Annotated in this window: 15 protein-coding genes; 4 read left to right on the top strand and 11 right to left on the bottom strand. The window is 68.7% G+C overall.

What is annotated here, in order from left to right; translation table 11 throughout:
- Nucleotides 1–96 precede the first annotated feature (96 nt).
- The 3 genes from Q9R17_RS04200 to Q9R17_RS04210 all read right to left on the bottom strand — a co-directional run bounded on the left by Q9R17_RS04200 (nucleotide 97) and on the right by Q9R17_RS04210 (nucleotide 3,948).
- Entirely contained in the window at nucleotides 97–2,163 is a 2,067-nt protein-coding gene (locus tag Q9R17_RS04200) for a TonB-dependent copper receptor (protein ID WP_308157194.1), read from the bottom strand.
- Between the two features lie 71 nt (nucleotides 2,164–2,234).
- Nucleotides 2,235–2,672 carry a DUF2946 domain-containing protein gene (locus tag Q9R17_RS04205; protein WP_308157195.1) on the bottom strand — a complete coding sequence of 146 codons (438 nt, stop codon included), beginning with the start codon at nucleotides 2,670–2,672 and terminating at the stop codon, nucleotides 2,235–2,237.
- Between the two features lie 292 nt (nucleotides 2,673–2,964).
- Complete coding sequence (locus Q9R17_RS04210; protein ID WP_308157196.1) at nucleotides 2,965–3,948, bottom strand: LysR family transcriptional regulator; 984 nt, start codon at nucleotides 3,946–3,948, stop codon at nucleotides 2,965–2,967.
- A 208-nt stretch (nucleotides 3,949–4,156) separates the two neighbouring features.
- Between Q9R17_RS04210 and cysK the strand changes: the two genes are divergently transcribed.
- Both cysK and Q9R17_RS04220 read left to right on the top strand, forming a co-directional pair.
- On the top strand, nucleotides 4,157–5,116 hold the full coding sequence (gene cysK / locus Q9R17_RS04215) for a cysteine synthase A (protein WP_308157197.1): 960 nt from the start codon (nucleotides 4,157–4,159) through the stop codon (nucleotides 5,114–5,116).
- Between the two features lie 243 nt (nucleotides 5,117–5,359).
- Nucleotides 5,360–5,959, top strand: coding sequence for an O-acetyl-ADP-ribose deacetylase (locus Q9R17_RS04220; protein WP_308157198.1), 600 nt, complete (start codon nucleotides 5,360–5,362; stop codon nucleotides 5,957–5,959).
- Between the two features lie 55 nt (nucleotides 5,960–6,014).
- On the opposite strand, the gene Q9R17_RS04225 is transcribed toward Q9R17_RS04220, so the two are convergent.
- Complete coding sequence (locus tag Q9R17_RS04225) at nucleotides 6,015–6,905, bottom strand: SDR family oxidoreductase (protein WP_308157199.1); 891 nt, start codon at nucleotides 6,903–6,905, stop codon at nucleotides 6,015–6,017.
- A gap of 80 nt (nucleotides 6,906–6,985) precedes the next feature.
- Here Q9R17_RS04225 and Q9R17_RS04230 point away from each other — a divergent pair, with 80 nt between their 5' ends.
- Complete coding sequence (locus Q9R17_RS04230; RefSeq protein ID WP_308157200.1) at nucleotides 6,986–7,825, top strand: helix-turn-helix transcriptional regulator; 840 nt, start codon at nucleotides 6,986–6,988, stop codon at nucleotides 7,823–7,825.
- Between the two features lie 63 nt (nucleotides 7,826–7,888).
- Here Q9R17_RS04230 and Q9R17_RS04235 read toward each other — a convergent pair whose 3' ends face one another.
- From Q9R17_RS04235 to gap, 7 genes are all read right to left on the bottom strand, one after another.
- A complete protein-coding gene (locus Q9R17_RS04235) occupies nucleotides 7,889–8,893 on the bottom strand; it encodes a class I fructose-bisphosphate aldolase (RefSeq protein ID WP_308157201.1) in 1,005 nt (334 codons plus the stop codon).
- A 171-nt stretch (nucleotides 8,894–9,064) separates the two neighbouring features.
- Nucleotides 9,065–10,531, bottom strand: coding sequence for a pyruvate kinase (pyk, locus tag Q9R17_RS04240; RefSeq protein ID WP_308157202.1), 1,467 nt, complete (start codon nucleotides 10,529–10,531; stop codon nucleotides 9,065–9,067).
- Between the two features lie 218 nt (nucleotides 10,532–10,749).
- Entirely contained in the window at nucleotides 10,750–11,418 is a 669-nt protein-coding gene (locus tag Q9R17_RS04245; protein ID WP_308157203.1) for an HAD hydrolase-like protein, read from the bottom strand.
- A gap of 3 nt (nucleotides 11,419–11,421) precedes the next feature.
- Nucleotides 11,422–12,597 carry a phosphoglycerate kinase gene (locus Q9R17_RS04250; protein WP_308157204.1) on the bottom strand — a complete coding sequence of 392 codons (1,176 nt, stop codon included), beginning with the start codon at nucleotides 12,595–12,597 and terminating at the stop codon, nucleotides 11,422–11,424.
- A 447-nt stretch (nucleotides 12,598–13,044) separates the two neighbouring features.
- On the bottom strand, nucleotides 13,045–14,427 hold the full coding sequence (locus Q9R17_RS04255) for a DUF3999 domain-containing protein (protein WP_308157205.1): 1,383 nt from the start codon (nucleotides 14,425–14,427) through the stop codon (nucleotides 13,045–13,047).
- A complete protein-coding gene (locus Q9R17_RS04260; protein ID WP_308157206.1) occupies nucleotides 14,424–17,099 on the bottom strand; it encodes a DUF2339 domain-containing protein in 2,676 nt (891 codons plus the stop codon). Before Q9R17_RS04260 ends, Q9R17_RS04255 begins: the two co-directional genes overlap by 4 nt.
- Nucleotides 17,100–17,226: 127 nt before the next feature.
- Nucleotides 17,227–18,231: a type I glyceraldehyde-3-phosphate dehydrogenase gene (gene gap / locus Q9R17_RS04265; protein WP_308157207.1), complete on the bottom strand. Its 1,005-nt coding sequence runs from the start codon at nucleotides 18,229–18,231 to the stop codon at nucleotides 17,227–17,229.
- 192 nt (nucleotides 18,232–18,423) lie between these two features.
- Between gap and Q9R17_RS04270 the strand changes: the two genes are divergently transcribed.
- On the top strand, nucleotides 18,424–19,053 hold the full coding sequence (locus Q9R17_RS04270; protein ID WP_308157208.1) for an OmpW family outer membrane protein: 630 nt from the start codon (nucleotides 18,424–18,426) through the stop codon (nucleotides 19,051–19,053).
- The last annotated feature ends 100 nt before the right edge of the window (nucleotides 19,054–19,153 follow it).

Genomic DNA, 19,153 nt, shown 5'->3' on the forward strand with positions numbered 1-19,153 from the left:
TCCACGCGCGGCATGGCGGAAAGCGTGCCCCTTCACCGGAAAGGGGCACGCCGCCATGCGGCCACGGGCCGGTCCCGCCTGGCCCGGCCGGTCGCGTCAGTACCGGTAGTTCAGCTTCATCCAGAGGCTGCGCCCCGGCTCATTGATGCGCACCGGATCGGCGGGGAAGCCGAAATCGGCGCTGCCGGCCAGGTTCAGGTGCTCGCTGTAGGCGCGGTCGAACAGGTTGTCCACCCCGGCACTGAGCTGCAGCTGCGACGAGAAGCGGTAGGCCGCATTGAGCGCCAGCGTGGCGAAGCCGGCACTGGGCCCCAGGTCCTGGGCGACCACCGTGCCCTGCCCGATCGCGACACGGTGCTGGGCCGTGACAGCACGCAGCAAGGCCCCGGCACTCCAGTTGCGGCCTTCCCAGCCAGCCTGCAGGCGCGCTTCCAGCGGTGGCATCTGCGGCAGCGGGCGGTGCTCATCCGTGTTCTCGCCCCAGGCGTAGGCCAGCGTGCCGCCCACGGTCCATTGCCGGGACAGCTGCCACTGCGCCCCGGCCTCCGCCCCGGCGATGCGCGCGTCGATGTTGCCGGCCTGGCTGCTGCTGCCCATCATGCCCCCGGCGTGGTAGGTGAACAGGATGTAGTCACGCAGCTGGCCGGCATAGGCCGACACCCAGGCCTGCAGGCGCGGGCCCTTGTACTGCAGGCCCACATCCAGCTGCGTGGTGCGCTCGGGCCGGATGCCCGCGAACGCGTTGGCGGCCCCCGCCGGGCCACGGTCGGGTGAAAACAGTTCCCAGTAGTCGGGCATGCGCGCGCTGTGGCCCAGCCCGGCATACCCGGTCAGGCCCGCGGCGACATCACGCTCGATGCGCAGGAAACCGCTGCCCAGCCACTGCCGGCGCTCCTGCCCTGCGGTGGGGTTGGGCATGTCCATCATCATGCCGCGCACCGCGGTGCGGTCATCGCGCACGCGCGCGCGGTCGATGCGCAGGCCCCCGATCCAGCGCTGCGCGGTACCGGCCCCCAGTGTCAATTCGCTGAACACGCCCTGCCGGCGGAACTGCGCATCTTTCGTCCAGGGTACTGCCCGGTAGGCATCGCGCCCCATCGCGCTGCGGCCACGATGGCGACTGTCCTCGGCATCCACGCCGGCCACCAGCTGCACATCCTGCCAGCGCCACTCAGCACTGATACGGCCGCCGCGCGTGCGCCGGTCCACATTGGACGCCATCGGCATGGGCATGCTGCTGGCCGGTTTGGGTGTGCGCAGGGTGTAGTTGTCCATCACGTGGTCGGCCTCGTTGTCGTACACGTTGGCCTGCAGCGTCTCCCACGCGCCGGGCAGGTTGCGCTTCTCGAAACGTGCGGCATAGCTGGTGCGCTCGAATGCGGCACCGTCCATGCCACGGCCGGCATAACGGGCGATGGCATCGCCGGCACCGGCGGATACCTCCAGCAGCGTGTCGGCGTCGGGCGTCCAGCCGATGGCCACATCGCCATTCCACTTGCGCCACTTCGACGGCACCACCTCACCGTGGCCATCCTTGTAGTCATCCGCTTCGGAGCGGTTGCCGCTGGCGCGCACATACCCGGTCGGATTGCCCAGGGTCAGGTCGAGCACCTGGTCGTTGCGGTCGCGCGCGCCCACCAGCGCGCTGGCGCTCGCCCGCAGCCCCGGCGTGTCGAAACGCGGGGTATCGCGCTCGAAGCGCACGGTGCCGGCCGAGGCACCCGCGCCCCAGCGCACGCTCTGCGGGCCCTTGATGACGGTCAGCCGGTCGAAGGTTTCCGGCGCGATGTAGGACAGCGGGTTGTCCATGCGCGAGGGGCACGCGCCGATCAGGTTGCCATCGTTGCTGAGGATGTTCAGGCGCGAACCGAACATGCCGCGCAGCACCGGATCGCCATTGGTGCCACCGTTGCGGACGGTGGAAAAACCGGGGACGGTCTTGAGGTAATCGGCGCCATCGCTGGCCGGTACCGGCTGCCGCGGCAGGCGCGGGTCGGTCACCCAGTGCAGCGGTGAGGACGGTGCGGCGGCAGTGACCACCAGGGTTTCCAGGGTGCGCGCCTCATCAGCGGGCGCGGCGTGGGCCAGTGGCGCGGCCAGCGCAAGGCCAAGGGCGACAGGCAGGCGCGTGCGCGCGCCCGCAGGGCGGGACGTCATGTTCATCGGACAGCTCCAGGGTACGCAGGCACGCACGGCGCCCGGTCAGGCGTCGTGCGGCGTAGTCGGCAGGGAATTCAGCGGACGGCGGCGCGGACGGGCGGGCCCCGCGCGGCATGCGCAGGCCAGCGCGGCAGGGGCAGGAGCGGGCGGGTCCACGGGAAGGCCAGGCGCGGTCGCCACTGCAACGGCAGCAGCAGGACCACCACGGCCAACCAGGGCAGCAGGCGCATGGCCAGCACACAGTAGTCGCAGGCCTCGCCGTGCATCGCATGCGGATCGGCCGGGCGTGCGGGTGCATCCGGTGCAGCGCCGTGCTGATCGTGCCCAGCCATGTCCATGCCCATGTCGTGCATGTCATGGCCCATGGCAGCGTGGTCCATCCCCATCATCGCCGCAGGGTCCATCGGCTGCGCCTGCAGCACGCGGCTGACCAGCGGCGCGAGCACCATCAGCAGCGTCGCCAGGACGGCGAGCTGGAGCAGAAGGCGCTGCGGACGGAACAGGCGGGTCATCCCGCCAGTGTAGAGGCGGGTCCAGGGGAGGCCGTGCGACGAACCGTCGCAGGAGGGGGACGGCGCAGGTACGTCCCTGTCGCCTTGGCCACAACCGGCCCCACCCCGCCGTCGACAGATCTCCGCGATCTGCAGTAGATCCACGCCCTGCGTGGATGAAGTTCCATCGGAATCGAATATTTCGAATTGGAATCGAAATGCATCCACGCATGGCGTGGATCTACCGTGTCGACCAGGGTCGACACCTGCCAACAGCCGCCGGAACAGGGCTGCAAGCCCTGCTCGACCAACCTCACACCGTGATGGTCTGGGTCAGCGATTCCCAGGTCGGCGGTTCCGGCCAGGACGGGGCCTGGTTGCCGTCGAGCACACGCCGCAGGTCGCGCGGGTCGATCTGCGGGGCCAGCACGTGCACCAGTTCCAGTGCGTAATCACGCAGCACGCGATCGCGCGGCAGCACCGCCCAGGCGATGCACTCGGCGATCGGCGCCGGCGCGGTCCAGGCACGCAGGTCCTCATCGGCGGCACTGACCGCCATTTCCGCCAGCAATCCCACGCCCAGGCCGGCACGCACATAGGTCTTGATCAGGTCCGCATCCAGCGCCGTCAGCGCCAGGTTCGGTTCCAGGCCGACGCTGCCGAAGGCACGCTGCAGCGATGAATTCGGTCGCGTGGACGACTCGTAGCTGATCAGCGGCAGCCCCGCCAGCGCCGGCAGGTCCGGCACGCGGCCGGCACGGTCCAGCGCATGGCCCTTGGGTACCACCACCAGCCGCCGCCAGCGGTACAGCGGGACCGCGATGCCATCGCTGGGTTCGCCCCCGGCGGTACTGATGATGGCGATGTCCGCATCGCCCTGGTTCAACCGGTCCAGCGCATCGGCCTCGCCGGCCTGCTGCAGGTGCACGCTCACCTGCGGGTAGGACTGCTTGATGCGCGCCACCGCCGGCGGCAGCACGAAGCGCGCCTGCGTATGGGTGGTGGTCAGGATCAGCTGGCCCTGGCTTTCCCGCCGCTGGTTGGCCGCATAGGTGCGGATGTTGTTGGCCTCGGCCAGCACCGCACGGGCGCGGCTGATGACCTCGGTGCCGGCGGGGGTGACCGATTCCAGGCTGCGCCCCTTGCGCACGAACAGCAGGAAGCCCAGCTCGTCCTCCAGCTGCTTGAGCTGCTTGGACAGGCCGGGCTGGGTGGCATGCACGCGCGAGGCGGCGAGCGTGATGTTCAGCTCGGCATCGGCGATGGCAACCAGGTAGCGCAGCTGGGTCAGCGTCATGACAGGCGGCAGCGGGGGTGGGGGGAGGTTCACTCTAGGTCAATTGCCGTCACCAGCTTATAACCAAACGTTGTTTAAGAAAGGCATCTGGTCATTTCCGGCTGTCATATGCCGGCGCTACGGTCAGCCGGCAGCCGCTGGCCCTGCACCAGCGGCCCCTTCCCCCTGCCCGCCGTGACCGGCGCGGCCCGTTCCCCGGAGCGCTTCCATGGCCCTGTACGACTCCATCCTCGACACCGTCGGCAACACCCCCATCGTCAAGCTGCAGCGCCTGGCCCCGGCGGGGGTGACCCTGTACGCCAAGGTCGAATCCTTCAACCCCGGCGGTTCGGTGAAGGACCGCCTGGCGCTGGCGATCATCCTCGATGCCGAAGCCCGCGGCGTGCTCAAGCCGGGTGACACGATCGTGGAAGCCACTTCCGGCAACACCGGCGTGGCGCTGGCGATGGTCGCCGCCGCGCGCGGCTACAAGTTCGTGGCCACCATGGTGGAAACCTTCTCGGTGGAACGGCGCAAGCTGATGCGCGCCTATGGTGCCAAGGTGATCCTGACCCCGGCCGCCGAACGCGGCAGCGGCATGGTGCGCAAGGCACGCGAACTGGCCGAGCAGCACGGCTGGTTCCTGGCCAGCCAGTTCGCCAACCCGGCCAACCCGGCCTACCACCGCAACACCACCGCCGCGGAAATCCTGCGCGACTTCGCCGGCAAGCGCCTGGACTACTTCGTCAGCGGCTGGGGCACCGGCGGCACCCTGACCGGCGTGGGCGAAGTGCTGAAGGTGGCCCGGCCGCAGACCCGCATCATCGCCACCGAACCGGCCGGTGCAGCGCTGCTCAAGGGCGATGACTGGAAGCCGCACAAGATCCAGGGCTGGACCCCGGATTTCGTGCCCGACGTGCTCAACCGCGACGTGGTGGATGAACTGCTGACGATCGAGGATGAACGCGCGATCGCCACCGCGCGCCGGCTGGCGGCCGAGGAAGGCCTCTTCGTCGGCATCTCCGCCGGTGCCACCATCGCCTCGGCACTGGACGTGGCCAGCCGCGCCGAACCGGGCGCGGTGATCCTGGCGATGCTGCCGGACACCGGCGAACGCTACTTCTCCACGCCGTTGTTCGCCGACGTGAACGAGGGCTCGGACGATGAATGGCTGGCCGGGCTGCCGTGACAGCCTGACCCGCCGCGGCCGCTGCACCCCAGAAAACGCCGGGCCATGCCCGGCGTTTCCGTTGGTTCCCGCCGCCGTTTTTCTGCTTCAGCCTGCGTGAAGCCGGCACGGCCCATCGTGCGGTCAGGGCCGTCGTTCGCACCCTGTGAGACGGCCATGACGCAGCATCGATGCCCTTCCCACTACCGTGGGACAACGGGCGCAGTGGCTGCGCGGATCAACCGACGAGCAGGAGACGGACGCATGAAGATCGAAGTGTGGCAGGGCGACATCACCACCCTGGCCGTGGATGCGATCGTCAACGCGGCCAACGAAACCCTGCTCGGCGGCGGTGGCGTGGACGGTGCGATCCACCGTGCCGCCGGCCCCGACCTGCTGGCCGAATGCGAAGCCCTGCCCACACTGCGCCCCGGCGTGCGCTGCCCGACCGGCGAAGTCCGCGCCACCGGTGCCCACGCGCTGCCGGCGCGCTACGTGTTCCATACCGTCGGCCCGGTCTGGCACGACGGCACCCGCGACGAACCGGCCCTGCTGGCCAACTGCTACTGGAAGTCGCTGCAGCTGGCCGAAAAACTGGATCTGCAGTCGATTGCGTTCCCGGCCATCAGCTGCGGCGTCTACGGCTACCCGCTGTACCAGGCCGCCCAGGTGGCCGTGACCGAAACCCTGGCCTGGCAGCGCAGCCATGCGCAGCCGCGGCGCATCGTGCTGGTGGCATACAACACGGCCACCTTCAAGGCCTACCAGCAGGCGCTGACGGCCGCGGGCCAGCCGTTGGAGGCCCTGCCGACGTCCCCGCCCCTGCCCCCGCTGGACGGTCCCGGCCTGCTGCCGGCGCACTGAAACGCGCCGGCAGCTCCCCTTTCCTGCGCGCTGCGTGCGTGGGGCACGACGCGCTTCAGCCGTGATCGAGCACCAGCCGGCGCAGGTCATCGACCAGGCGCGGCCCAGTGGGCACCCATCCCAGCTGGTGCCGTGTCTGCTCACTGGAGGCAGGCAGATCGTGGCAGGCAAACCGGGCCAGCCAGCCAAAATGTTCTTGTGCCTGCGCCGCTGTGATCGAGCCCACCGGCAGCCCAAGACGCTCGCCCAGCACGTGGGCGATCTCGCGCAGCGTTATCCCTTCCTCGGCGACGGCGTGGTAGTTCGCGCCCGGCTGCGCGCGTTCGATCGCCAACCGGTACAGGCGCGCGGCATCGGCAAGCGGGACGGCCGGCCAGCGCTGGGTGCCGTCGCCAATGTAGTCACACCGGCCCCGTTGCCGGTAGAGGGCCGTCAACGGTGTCACCAGCCCCTGCGATACCGGGTCATGCACCTGTGCCAGCCGCACCACCGACACATTGGTCCCGTTCGCGGCGGCGGCGGCGGCCGCCTGCTCCGATGCCGCACGCGGGTGGGTACTGACGATGGCATCCGTTTCGCGGGCTGGCTGCCCCGCCACACCGGCCACGATCGCGGTGCCGGAGGTGACGATCAGCGGCCGGTCCGAGCCCTGCAGTGCCGACGCCAACGCCGCGATGACACCGCGATCCTCCTCGCAGCTGGCGGCAAAACGCGAAAAATCATGGTTGAAGGCCAGGTGGATGACCCCGTCAGCGTCTGCCGCCCCGGCCATGAGGCTGGCGGGGTCGTCGATCGAACCGCGATGCGCCTGCGCGCCCGCTGCCCGCAGCGCCGCCTCCTTCTCCGTACTGCGGCACAGGCCCAGCACCTGGTGGCCCGCGCCGATCAATTCGGCGACCACCGCCGTGCCGATGTTGCCGGTCGCGCCGGTAACGAATACGCGCATGAAACTGTCTCCTGAAGGTGTGGGGACAGAATCTGTGCTCCAATCACATGCGGGTAAAGTAGTGTTCTTATACGGGTAAAATGACCAACAGGATCGGCGGTGTCGACACGCCAGACAATCCCCTCGGCAGCTACCTGCGCGATCGCCGCGCCAGGCTCGACCCGGCCGCCTTCGGCTTCACCGGGGCGCGTCGCCGCACGCCGGGCCTGCGCCGCGAGGAGGTCGCGCAGCGCGCCAACATCAGCCCCACCTGGTACACCTGGCTCGAACAGGGACGCGGGGGAGCGCCCTCGGCGGCGGTCCTGGACCGCATCGCGGCGGCGCTGATGCTGACCGACGTCGAACGCGAACACCTGTTCCTGCTGGGCCTGGGCCGCCCACCCGAGGTCCGCTACCGTGACGGGGGCGGCATCACGCCCCGGCTGCAGCGCGTGCTGGATGCCCTGCACCCGCACCCTGCGCTGATCCGCACCGCCACCTGGGATGTGGCCGCCTGGAACCGTGCCGCCACGGTGATGCTGGTCGACTACGGTTCGCTGCCGCCGGAGGAACGCAACATCCTGCGCTACATCTTCCTGGACCCGCGTGCCCGGGCCGCCCAGTACGATTGGGAAAGCGTTGCCCGCTTTACCGTCGGCGCCTTCCGCGTTGACGCCGCGCGCGCGGGCGCGACCAGCGCGATTGCCCCGTTCGTCGAGCGCCTGTGCCACCTGAGCAGGGATTTCGAGCGCCTGTGGCACGACAACGAGGTGCAGGGAACCCATGGCGAGGCGATCAAGCACATCCGCCACCCGGTGCTGGGGCCGATCGCCTTCGAATACTCGGTATTCGCCGTCGATGCGCGCACCGACCTGAACCTGGTCGTCTACAACCCCACCACCGACACTGACCTGCAGCGGATCAGCGCCCTGCTGGCGTGATCCTGCAAAAAAAACGCCGGCTCACGGCCGGCGTTTTTCATGCTGCGGTACTGGCCCCAGGGCTCAGCCGTTCCACTTGCCCAGCGCCGCCAGGCCGTTTTCCTTGGCACGCTCGTACACGGTCTTCTGTGCGGCGGCGTAGTTGCCCTTCATGTCCTTGGCCCACAGCTTCAGCGCGGCCTGCTGCATGGCGCGGCCGTAGGAGAAGCTCAGCGGCCACGGCAGGTTGCCCAGCTGGTTCATCGCGTTCAGGTGCGCGGTGGACTGCTCGTCGGTCTGGCCGCCGGACAGGAACACCACGCCCGGCAGGATCGCCGGCACGGTGCTCTTGAGGCACATCACGGTCGATTCGGCCACTTCCTCGACGTCGGCCTGCTCGTCGCAGCCCTTGCCGGAGATGACCATCGAGGCCTTCAGGATGGTGCCTTCCAGCAGTACGTTCTGCTGGTACAGCGCATCGAACAGCGAGCGCAGGGTGGCTTCGGTGACTTCGTAGCAGGTCTCGATGTCGTGGTCGCCGTCCATGATGACTTCCGGCTCGACCATCGGCACCAGGCCGCATTCCTGGCACAGCGCGGCATAGCGGGCCAGCGCGTGCGCGTTGGATTCGATGCAGGTGCCCGAGGGGATGCTTTCGCCGATGTTGATGACCGCGCGCCACTTGGCGAAACGGGCACCGAGCTTGTAGTACTCCTGCAGGCGCTCGCGCAGGCCGTCCAGGCCCTCGGTCACCAGTTCGCCCGGGCAGCCGGCCAGCGGGTGCGCACCCTTGTCCACCTTGATGCCCGGAATCATGCCGTGGTCGGCCATGTACTTGGCGAACGGCACGCCGTCCTTGGTCGACTGGCGGATGGTTTCGTCGTACAGGATGGCGCCGGAGATGTGGTCGTTGAGCTTCGGCGTGGTCAGCAGCAGCTCGCGGTAAGCCCGACGGTTCTCTTCGGTGTTCTCGATACCGACGCTGGCGAAACGCTTGGCGATGGTAGCGGTGGATTCATCGATGGCGATGATGCCCTTGCCCGGGGCGACCATGGCCTGGGCGGTTTCGGCCAGCTGTTCGATGCTCATGTACTTCCTAAGGCGGGTGCGGGAAACCGCGATTATAGCCGCCCCGGCACGTGACCTCGACGTGCAGACCGGATGGAAACGATTCCACCTGTCCGCACAGGACACATCGTGTCCCGTGCGGTCTGGAGAAGGGTCAGATCCAGACCGGATCCGACCCCGCAACGGCGTTGCTTACAGTTCGCCCAGGCCGCTGGCGCGGCCGTCTTCGCCCACTTCCAGCAGGCGCAGGGTGTTGGTCGCACCATGGGTTTCCATGTGCTCGCCGCTGGTGAACACCACGCGGTCACCGGCCTGCAGCAGTTCGTTTTCCACCAGCAGGCGGATGCTGCCGCGCGCGGCTTCGCGCGGGGTCAGGCCACGGCTGTCGAAGTTGATCGGGAACACATCGCGCATCAGCGCCATCTGCCGGCGCGCGCCGTCATGGCGGGTCACCGCGAACACCGGTGCCGAGGCACGGAAGCGCGACAGGTAGCGGGCGGTGCCACCGGATTCGGTCATCGCCACGATCGCCCGCACGCCCACGTGCTGGGACAGGAACATGGTGGCCATGGCGATCGCCTGGTCGGCGCGCTCCAGGCCGCGCGGCGAGGCGCCGAAGTCGGTATCGATCTGGAACTGGCGCTCGGCGCCCAGGCAGATGCGGGCCATCGCCTCGACCGCCTTCACCGGCCAGGCGCCGGCCGCGGTTTCGGCCGACAGCATCACCGCATCGGTACCGTCGATGACCGAGTTGGCCACGTCCAGCACTTCGGCGCGGGTCGGGATCGGGCTTTCGACCATCGACTGCAGCATCTGCGTGGCGGTGATGACCACCTTGTTCTGTGCCAGCGAGGCCTTGATGATCTTCTTCTGCAGGCCCGGCAGTTCGGCATCGCCGATCTCCACGCCCAGGTCGCCACGGGCCACCATCACCACGTCGCTGGCCTCGACGATTTCCTCCAGGTTCTCGATCGCCTCGGTGCGCTCGATCTTGGACACCAGCGCGGCGTAGCAGCCGTGCGATTCGGCGATCTCGCGCGCATCGTTCATGTCCTGCGCGTTGCGGCAGAACGAAACGGCGATGAAGTCCACGCCGATCTTGGCGACGATGCCGATCAGCTCCTTGTCGCGCTCGGTCAGTGCGCCCAGCGACAGGCCACCGCCCTGCTTGTTCAGGCCCTTGCGGTCGGACAGCGGGCCGTCATTGAGCACGGTGTTGATGATGCGCTCGCCCTGCACTTCCACGACCTGCAGCTGCATCAGGCCATCGTCCAGCAGCAGCACATCGCCCGGGCCCACATCCTGCGGCAGGCCCAGGTAGCTCACGCCCACCTGGGTGGTGTCGCCGGCCGGTGCATCCGGCGAGGCGACCAGGTCGAAACGATCACCGGCCTTGAGCTGCACCTTGCCCTGGGCAAAGCGCTCGATGCGGATCTTCGGGCCCGGCAGGTCGGCCAGGATGCCCACTTCCACGCCCACCCGGGCCGCGGCAGCGCGCACGTCGGCGGCACGCTTGGCCTGGCCGGACGGGTCGCCGTGGCTGAAGTTCAGGCGGACCACGTTCACGCCAGCGCGGAACAGATCCTCCAGCACGCCCGGCGGGTCGGTGGCCGGACCGAGGGTGGCAAGGATCTTGGTGCGACGCTGACGGTCAAACATGGTGTAGGGGCCTCTCCCGTGAAAGAACGGAAATTAGCACATCCTTCACACGCCATGTATGCGTTTACACCCTTGCCAGCGCTGGCGCCGCGGATTGTCCGGCGGACACCGGCAACACCCCTGCCAGGACATCCCCGGGGCAGGAAGGGACATGCGGTGGCGGATGGTGGCGCCCCCTGGCAGCGCCGGGACCGCCCGGCGCTGCGCGTGCGGCAGGGTCAGTCCAGCAGCCGCAGCAGGTCTGCCGGCGTATCGGCCAGCACGCCGGCACCGGCCTCGGTCAGTTCCTCGGCGCCGCCGAACCCCCACAGCACGCCCACGTTGCGCAGGCCGTGGTGCAGTGCACCTTCGATGTCCATGCGGCGGTCACCGATCATCCAGCACTGCGACGGGGCCAGCTGCAGGCGATGCAGCGCCTCGCCCACCAGCTGCGGCTTGTTGCTGCGCGAACCATCGAGCGTGGAGCCGATGACATCCTCGAACAACCCGCCGAACGGCAGGTGGTCCAGGATGCGGCGCGCATGCGGTTCGTTCTTGGCCGTGACCACCGCCAGCCGATGGCCCCGCGCATGCAGCGTGCGCACGGCCTCCTCGATGCCCGGGTAGATCGTATGCTCGCGCCAGCCTTCAGCGTCGAAGCGCTCGCGGTAGAAGCCCACCGCCTGCTCCACCCGCTCAGGCTCGACGAACAGTGGCGTGAACGTCACCCGCAGCGATGGGCCGATCCAGCGCAGCAGCGTTTCCTGCGGCGGCACCGGGTAGTCCATCTTCTGCAGCGCATGGGCGATGCAGCGGGTGATGCCTACTTCCGAATCGATCAGCGTGCCATCCATGTCGAAGAACAGCGCGGCGCGCTGTTCTCCGGTGGCGTGATGGGAACCGGCCATCACTTACGCGCCGCGTGCCGCGAGCGCCGCCACTGCCGGCAGGGTCTTGCCTTCCAGGAATTCCAGGAACGCACCACCGCCGGTGGAGATGTAGCTGACCTGCTGGGCGATATCGAACTTGTCGACGGCGGCCAGGGTGTCGCCACCACCGGCGATGGAGAAGGCCGGCGAGGTGGCGATCGCGCGGGCGAGCGCTTCGGTGCCCTTGCTGAAGGCTTCGAATTCAAACACGCCGACCGGGCCATTCCAGACCACGGTACCGGCCTTGGCGATCAGCTGCGCGTACTGCGCGGCGGTCTGCGGGCCAATATCCAGGATCAGGTCATCCTCGGCCACCGCATCGACCGCCTTCACTTCGGCAACCGCATCGGGCAGGAACTGCTTGGCCACCACCACGTCCACCGGCAGCGGGATGTCCGCACCCCGTGCCTTGGCATCGGCGACGATCTTCCGCGCGGTATCCAGCAGGTCCGGTTCGTACAGCGACTTGCCGACGTTGTAGCCGGCGGCGGCGATGAAGGTGTTGGCGATGCCACCACCGACGATCAGCTGATCGACCTTGCCGACCAGGTTCGCCAGCAGTTCCAGCTTGGTGCTGACCTTGCTGCCGGCGACGATGGCCAGCAGCGGCTTGGCCGGTGCGTCCAGCGCCTTGGCCAGCGCGTCCAGTTCGGCCATCAGCAGCGGGCCACCGGCCGCGACCGGGGCAAAGCGGATGACGCCATGGGTGGACGCCTGCGCGCGGTGCGCGGTGCCGAAGGCATCCATCACGAACACATCGCACAGGGCGGCGTACTTCTTCGACAGGGCTTCATCGTCCTTGCCCTCGCCGACGTTCATGCGGCAGTTTTCCAGCAGCACGATCGAACCGGCGGCCACGTCCACCCCGTCGACCCAGTCGCGGACCAGCGGCACTTCGCGCGACAGCAGCGCGGACAGGCGCTGGGCCACCGGGGCCAGCGAATCCTCTTCGGTCCACACGCCTTCCTTCGGGCGGCCCAGGTGCGAGGTGACCATCACCGCCGCACCCTGTTCCAGCGCGTGCTTGAGCGTGGGCAGCGAGGCCAGGATGCGCTGCTCGGAGGTGATGCGGCCATTCTCGATCGGCAAGTTCAGATCCTGGCGGATCAGCACGCGCTTGCCGGAGAGGTCGAGGTCGGTCATGCGGACGATGGACATGGGCAACTCTTTGGCTCAGGGACGGGAAACCGCGCACGGCGGCAGACGGGCATTGTATCGGGTGCGGCCCGCAGCCGCGCCGCGGCAGAACGTAGATCCACGCCATGCGTGGATGAATCCCGCCCGGAATCGGGTATTTCGATGATTCAGGGAAAAGCATCCACGCATGGCGTGGATCTACCGGTCATGCCCCCACCAGCAGCACGCCTGTTCCCAGCCGTGAGGGGTAGATCCACGCCATGCATGGATGCATCCCGATCGGAACCGGGCATTTCGATGGTTCAGGGAAAAGCATCCAAGCATGGCGTGGATCTACCGGTCAGCCACCTACCAGCAGCACGCCTGTTCCCAGCCGTGAGGGGTAGATCCACGCCATGCGTGGATGAATCCCAGCCAGAATCAGGTATTTCGATCGTTCAGGGGAAAACATCCACGCATGGCGTGGATCTACGGATCGTCTGAAGGCGCAGGCTTCTGCCTCAGCAGGCTCACCGCCAATCCGCCCACCACCAGCACGCCGGCACCCAGCAGCGCCCACAGCAACCACGCCTTCCAGTCGCGTGCAGGGCTCAGTGCCGCCTTGCCCGCCAACGGTTCGGGGGCGCCCTCCAGCCGTGCCAGCGTCGGCTGCCACGCCGGATCATTGCGCTGGCGCAGTTCATCGATCATCACCCCCACCGGCGCATCGGCACGCCGGGCCGTCGCGCTGCCCACCGCCAGCGCATACGGGGCGGCGCCCTGGCTGAGGAACACCAGCACTTCGGGCTGGTAGCCCAGGCGCAGGGTCGGTGCGGTCGCGGTTTCGGCCGGCGTGGCCACCAGCTTCCAGTAGCGGTCACGCGTCGGCACGGCCAGTACCTGCGGTTCGGACTGCGTCGCTGCGCCCTGCGCGTCCTGCTTCAGCTGGTAGGCGATCCACGGTGCGGTGCGGCGCTGCCACTCCGCGCTGTCGTCATCGCGGCTGTACAGCGTCCACTGCACCAGGCTGTTGTCGGCGGTTTCGACATTGGCGCGGCCGATCGGGAAACGCCCGTCCAGGGTGAAGGTGTACTCGCCCTTCCCTGCCGCCTGCGGTGGCAGCGACAACCACTCCCACGGCAGCGTGGCCGGGGCCGGCGGCAGTTCGGCCAGCATGCCCCGCAACGGCGGCAGCGGGGCCGTGCCCTGCGGCAGGATGCGCAGGTAGCGGGCAGCGCCATCCACCTGCAGGCGGCGCTGCAGCAGGCGCTTGCCCGCACGCTGCAGGTCCACCAGCGGTGCGCTGCCCAGCAGCGGGCGCCAGTGCTGCAGGTCGTCACTGGCATCCACCTGCACCTGCGCCTGCAACGGCTGCACGCTGTCTTCCCAGTCCAGCACCAGTGCCGCGATGGGCTGCTGGCCCAGTACGCTGGCATCGACCAGCCAGCCACCGGCGGTCGGCGCGTCCGCGCCCCCGCCCAGCCGCGCTTCGACACGGCGCACGCGGCCATCGGTGTCGCGCTCGGTCAGCAGCTGCAGGTCATTGCGCTGGCGCGCATCCAGCGGTGGCAGCACGAACCACGGCAGCTCGCGCTGCACCGGCGGCTGCGCCAGCGGCTGGTCCGGCGCCAGCAGCGCCGATGGCAGCGACTGCCCGGCCGCGTTGAACACCTGCACATCGGCCAGCGCCGGCGACCACGCACGGCGATAGATGTCCGGCTCCAGCACCACCCGGTACGCACCGGACTGCGTGCTGGACAGGATCAGCGGCCACTGTTCGGCGTACTGCTGGCGGTAGTCGGTGCTCTGCGCACCGGCACTGCCGATCAGGCCCAGGCCGGCCAGCAGCAGGATGCGGCGCCATGTCTTCATGCGGTTTCCTCCGTGGCAGCGGCGCGCGGCGGCGCCGGGGCCAGATAGCCCACGACCGTGCACAGCAGGCCGTAGGCGATGAACGATGCGATGCCCAGCAGGTTGCCCAGGTGCTGGCGATCGATGAGAACCAGTTTGGCCAGCACCACGCCCATCAGCACGGCACCGACCATCCACAGCACGCGCTGGCCACGGCGCGAGCCCCATACCCAGGCGATCACGCCCAGCACGCTCCACAGCACCGTCAGGCTGGTCTGGGCCAGGCTGGAATGCCACAGCGTGCCGTTCCAGCTGACACCACCCCAGTGGTGCACGCCATGCAGGACCATGCTGGTCAGGGCGATGAAGCCGGCCACGGCCAGCAACGGCACGCGCAGGCCCTGCAGCGCGGCCGGTGCCTGCGCGCTGTACAGCCAGCGCGCGGCCAGCAGCAGGCTGGCCCACTGCGCCAGTTCGGCCGGGTTGAGCAGCGGCAGCCACGGCAGCGGGGCCGCCCAGCCCGGCAGCCATTGCCCGCCCAGCCATGCCACGCCCAGCAGCGCGAACAGCACGCACTGCAACGGCACGCGGGCACGGTCGAACGCCTCCCCCAGCGGCCAGCGCAGCCAGGGCCAGCGGCGTACGCTCAGCGCGGCCAGCAGCCACCACGGCAGGGTGACCAGCAGTACGGTCCAGCCCTGCGCCAGGCCCGCCTGCTCGGCCCCCCACAGGGCCAGCAGCGAGAGCACGGTCGGCCACAGCAGCCACCACAGGAACTGGGCGATGCGGGCCACACCGTCGCCGTGCTGGCGCAGGCACAGCAGGGTGCGCACGCCCAGCACCGCGAACACCGCCCAGGCCAGCCCGCCGTAACCGGCGAACGGCTGGTGGTGGATCGCGCTCTGCAGCAGCGCCAGCGGGAACGCCGCGGCCAGCATCAGCAGCGCGGTGACGCCCAGCGCCAGCGCCGGCCAGCGGCGCTGCGCTTCGGCCACCAGCCAGGCCGTCACCGCGGCCAGGATCAGCACGGCATCCACCTGCGCGCGGCTGTCGATGAAACGCACGATGTCGTGCAGGAAACCGCCCAGCCACCAGGCCATGCCCCACAGGAAATACACCAGCGCGAAGTCGTGCCGCTGGCGCTGCTGGTAGCTCCAGGCCGAGGCCAGGCCCGCCAGGGCCAACAGCAGGGCGCCGATGGCCGTGGGGTTGAGCAGGAAGCGCAGGTCGCTGGCCCAGTGGTCGCCACCGACCACGAACGCGAAGGCCGCACCGAACTGCAGCAGCGCACCGGCCACCTGGGGCAGCCAGCGCCGCTGGCGCAGGCCCAGCCAGACCAGGCCGGCCCCTTCCAGCGCGAATACCGCACCGGTGGCGCGTGCCGACAGCGCCAGCGGCACCGCCAGCGTGGCAAAGCCCACGGCCAGCACCGCGTGCGACTGCGCCAGCACCGTGTAGGCCGGGCGCGCGATGAAGGCACGCGCCAGCAGCGCATACAGCGCCGCCAGACCCAACGCGCACAGCGCCAGCGTCATCGGCTGCTCGTGCAGCATGACGGCCTGCAGCGAGAACGCCACCAGCGGCGTGCCGAACACCAGGCTGCCATCGACCAGATTGCGGCCACCGGCCGGCAGCCGGCGCGCATAGAACAGCGGAATCAGCAGGTAGAAGGCGAAGAACAGCAGCAGAAACGGCTCGGTGCTGGCGAACTTGTCGGGCCGGTACTGCAGCACGCCCCAGAACGTCCCGATGCCGAAAGTAAACGCGAAACCAAGCAGGTTCAGCGCGCGCCACGGGCGGAACCAGGCGATGGCGAACACACCGGCGTTGAGCACTGCGTAATAGCTGAAAAGCCCGACATGGTTGCCGCTGCCGGTGGACAGCCACAGCGGTGCCATGAAACCGGCCAGGATGCCCAGCACCGCCAGCGTGCGCGAATTCTGCACCACCGCCAGCACGCACAGCCCGGCCACCAGCGCGATGGAGCTGGCGAAGGCGATCCCCGCCGGCAGCAGATCGAAGCGTTTGAACGCGGCGAACACGGTCAGCAGCAGCACGCCGATCGCACCGCCCTGCAGGGCCAGGGCGAACAGGCGGCGGCGATCACGCTGGGTCCAGCCGAACACCAGCAGACCCAGCGCCGCCGCGGTGATGCCGGCCAGGCGCAGCTCGATCGGCACCACCAGCCAGCCCTGGTCACTGACGTACTTCAGCAGCGCGGCAACGCCGGCCAGCAGCACCAGCATGCCGATCTTGACCGGCACGTTGCCCTCGCTGAACCAGCGTTTGACCGCGCCCAGCACGCGCTCGCCCAGACCCGGCCCGCGCGGTGGCGGCGGTGCCTGCGGCGCAGGGGCGGACGGCGTGGCTGGAAGGGGGGGGGCCTGCACGGCCGACGGCAGCGGCGGCGGCGGCGCAACCGGCGCCTTCTCGACAGGCGGTGGCTCGACAGGCGGCGGCCTGACCGGCGGCGCCGACGGCTGCCACAGCGCATCGGGTTCGTCCCGGGCCTGCTCCCGCGCGGCGGCCGGGGCCACCACGGGTCGCGACGCCGGCACCTCCTGCACCTGCGCCAGAGCGGTTTCCAATGCACCCACGCGCCGGCGCAGGCCGGCAATCATCACCAGCGCGACCACCAGCATCAGCGGGATCGCCAGCACCACCAGCACCACCAGGACGATCAACGCTTCCATTCCTGCCTTCCAGAGCGGTCCCGCAGCCCCGATGGCCGGCGGGCGGACGGCCCATGCTACGACAGCCACAGGCCCTGAAACGACAAACCCCGGCCAGGCCGGGGTCTGTACTGCGACGCGGGCGCCCTTACTTGGCGGCCACGACCTTGGCCATTTCCAGGCACTTGTTGGAGTAGCCCCACTCGTTGTCGTACCAGGACACGAGCTTGACGAAGGTGCCGTCCAGGGCGATACCGGCGTCGGCATCGAACACCGAGGTGTGGGTCTCACCGACGAAATCGGTGGCCACCACCTTGTCTTCGGTGTAGCCCAGGATGCCCTTCAGCGCGCCTTCGCTCTGTGCCTTCACTTCGGCGCAGATCTCGGCGTAGGTGGCTTCCTTTTCCAGCTCGACGGTCAGGTCGACCACCGACACGTCCGAGGTCGGCACGCGGAAACTCATGCCGGTGAGCTTCTTGTTCAGCTCCGGGATGACCACGCCGACAGCCTTGGCCGCGCCGGTGGAGGACGGAATGATGTTTTCCAGGATGCCACGGCCACCGCGCCAGTCCTTGTTGGACGGGCCATCGACGGTCTTCTGGGTGGCGGTGGCCGCGTGCACGGTGGTCATCAGGCCGCGCTTGATGCCCCACTTGTCGTTGATGACCTTGGCCAGCGGGGCCAGGCAGTTGGTGGTGCACGAGGCGTTGGAGATGATCGCCTGGCCGGCGTAGGTCTTGTCGTTCACGCCGAACACGAACATCGGCGTGTCGTCCTTGGACGGAGCGGACATGATGACCTTCTTTGCGCCGGCATCGATGTGCTTCTGCGCGGTGTCCTTGGTCAGGAACAGGCCGGTGGCTTCCAGCACCACGTCGGCGCCGACTTCATCCCACTTCAGGTTGGCCGGATCGCGTTCCTGGGTCAGGCGGATCTTCTTGCCGTTGACCAGCAGAGTGTTGCCCTCGACGGCCACGTCGGCCTTGAAACGGCCGTGCACGGAGTCGTACTTGAGCATGTAGGCCAGGTAATCCGGCTCCAGCAGATCGTTGATGGCCACGATTTCGATGTCGTCGCCGAAGTTCAGCACCGCCGAGCGCAGGACGTTGCGTCCAATGCGACCGAAACCGTTGATACCAACCTTGATTGCCATGTTCACAAGCTCCTGCAGCCGCGAAGGATGCGGCGGGATGGATAGGGCCCATTAGTCTAGCAGGCGCCCTTGGCTACCGCGGGCCAGCGCCGGCCGGGGCCCGGGCCGGCAGGCGGGATTTGATCCGGATCAAAGCGTTAGCGCGGCGTGAGGCCGACACTGGCCCCATTCCACCGCAACGAGATGCCTCCCATGCGCAAGACCTCCCCCCTGATCCTGGCCGGCCTGGCGGCCGCCCTCTCGCTGGCCGCCGCCCCGGCCATGGCCCAGTCCAAGGGCGACTGGACCGTCTCGGCCGGCGTGCACCAGGTGGCGCCGAAGTCGAACAACGGCACGCTGGCCAACGGCACGCTGAAGGTCGACATCGACAAGGACATCAAGCCGACCATCACCGGCGAATACTTCATCGCCGACAACCTGGGCATCGAGGTGCTGGCCGCGCTGCCGTTCAAGCACGACATCAACATCGCCGGCCTGGGCCGGGTGGGTAGCACCAAGCACCTGCCGCCGGTGGTGAGCCTTCAGTACCACTTCAACAGCAAGGGCAAGGTCTCGCCGTTCATCGGCGCGGGCGTGAACTACACCACCTTCTTCAGCGAGAAGACCGACGGCGCACTGGCCGGCAGCAAACTGCAGCTGAAGGATTCGTGGGGCCTGGCCGCGCACGCCGGTGTCGATTTCAAGGTGAGCGACAAGGGCGCGCTGCGCGTGGACCTGCGCTGGATCGACATCGACAGCACCGTCAAGCTCGATGGCCAGAAGCTGGGCAAGGTCAACATCGATCCGCTGGCCTACGGCGTGTCCTACGTCTTCGCGTTCTGAGCCGCAAGGGCGCACGGGCACGGCACCGGCGCCCTTCCCCGGCGATACCCTCGCAGCATGTTTGCCCCGGTGTGTGTGCCGGGGCATTTTTTCTGTCACC

It is taken from the genome of Stenotrophomonas sp. 24(2023) (genome assembly GCF_030913365.1).
GTDB lineage: Bacteria > Pseudomonadota > Gammaproteobacteria > Xanthomonadales > Xanthomonadaceae > Stenotrophomonas.

Bases quoted from the DNA above. Each gene is read 5' to 3' on its own strand.
- Q9R17_RS04200 (WP_308157194.1), bottom strand. From the start codon at position 2,163: ATGAACATGACGTCCCGCCCTGCGGGCGCGCGCACGCGCCTGCCTGTC.
- Q9R17_RS04205 (WP_308157195.1), bottom strand. From the start codon at position 2,672: ATGACCCGCCTGTTCCGTCCGCAGCGCCTTCTGCTCCAGCTCGCCGTC.
- Q9R17_RS04210 (WP_308157196.1), bottom strand. From the start codon at position 3,948: ATGACGCTGACCCAGCTGCGCTACCTGGTTGCCATCGCCGATGCCGAG.
- cysK (WP_308157197.1), top strand. From the start codon at position 4,157: ATGGCCCTGTACGACTCCATCCTCGACACCGTCGGCAACACCCCCATC.
- Q9R17_RS04220 (WP_308157198.1), top strand. From the start codon at position 5,360: ATGAAGATCGAAGTGTGGCAGGGCGACATCACCACCCTGGCCGTGGAT.
- Q9R17_RS04225 (WP_308157199.1), bottom strand. From the start codon at position 6,905: ATGCGCGTATTCGTTACCGGCGCGACCGGCAACATCGGCACGGCGGTG.
- Q9R17_RS04230 (WP_308157200.1), top strand. From the start codon at position 6,986: ATGACCAACAGGATCGGCGGTGTCGACACGCCAGACAATCCCCTCGGC.
- Q9R17_RS04235 (WP_308157201.1), bottom strand. From the start codon at position 8,893: ATGAGCATCGAACAGCTGGCCGAAACCGCCCAGGCCATGGTCGCCCCG.
- pyk (WP_308157202.1), bottom strand. From the start codon at position 10,531: ATGTTTGACCGTCAGCGTCGCACCAAGATCCTTGCCACCCTCGGTCCG.
- Q9R17_RS04245 (WP_308157203.1), bottom strand. From the start codon at position 11,418: ATGGCCGGTTCCCATCACGCCACCGGAGAACAGCGCGCCGCGCTGTTC.
- Q9R17_RS04250 (WP_308157204.1), bottom strand. From the start codon at position 12,597: ATGTCCATCGTCCGCATGACCGACCTCGACCTCTCCGGCAAGCGCGTG.
- Q9R17_RS04255 (WP_308157205.1), bottom strand. From the start codon at position 14,427: ATGAAGACATGGCGCCGCATCCTGCTGCTGGCCGGCCTGGGCCTGATC.
- Q9R17_RS04260 (WP_308157206.1), bottom strand. From the start codon at position 17,099: ATGGAAGCGTTGATCGTCCTGGTGGTGCTGGTGGTGCTGGCGATCCCG.
- gap (WP_308157207.1), bottom strand. From the start codon at position 18,231: ATGGCAATCAAGGTTGGTATCAACGGTTTCGGTCGCATTGGACGCAAC.
- Q9R17_RS04270 (WP_308157208.1), top strand. From the start codon at position 18,424: ATGCGCAAGACCTCCCCCCTGATCCTGGCCGGCCTGGCGGCCGCCCTC.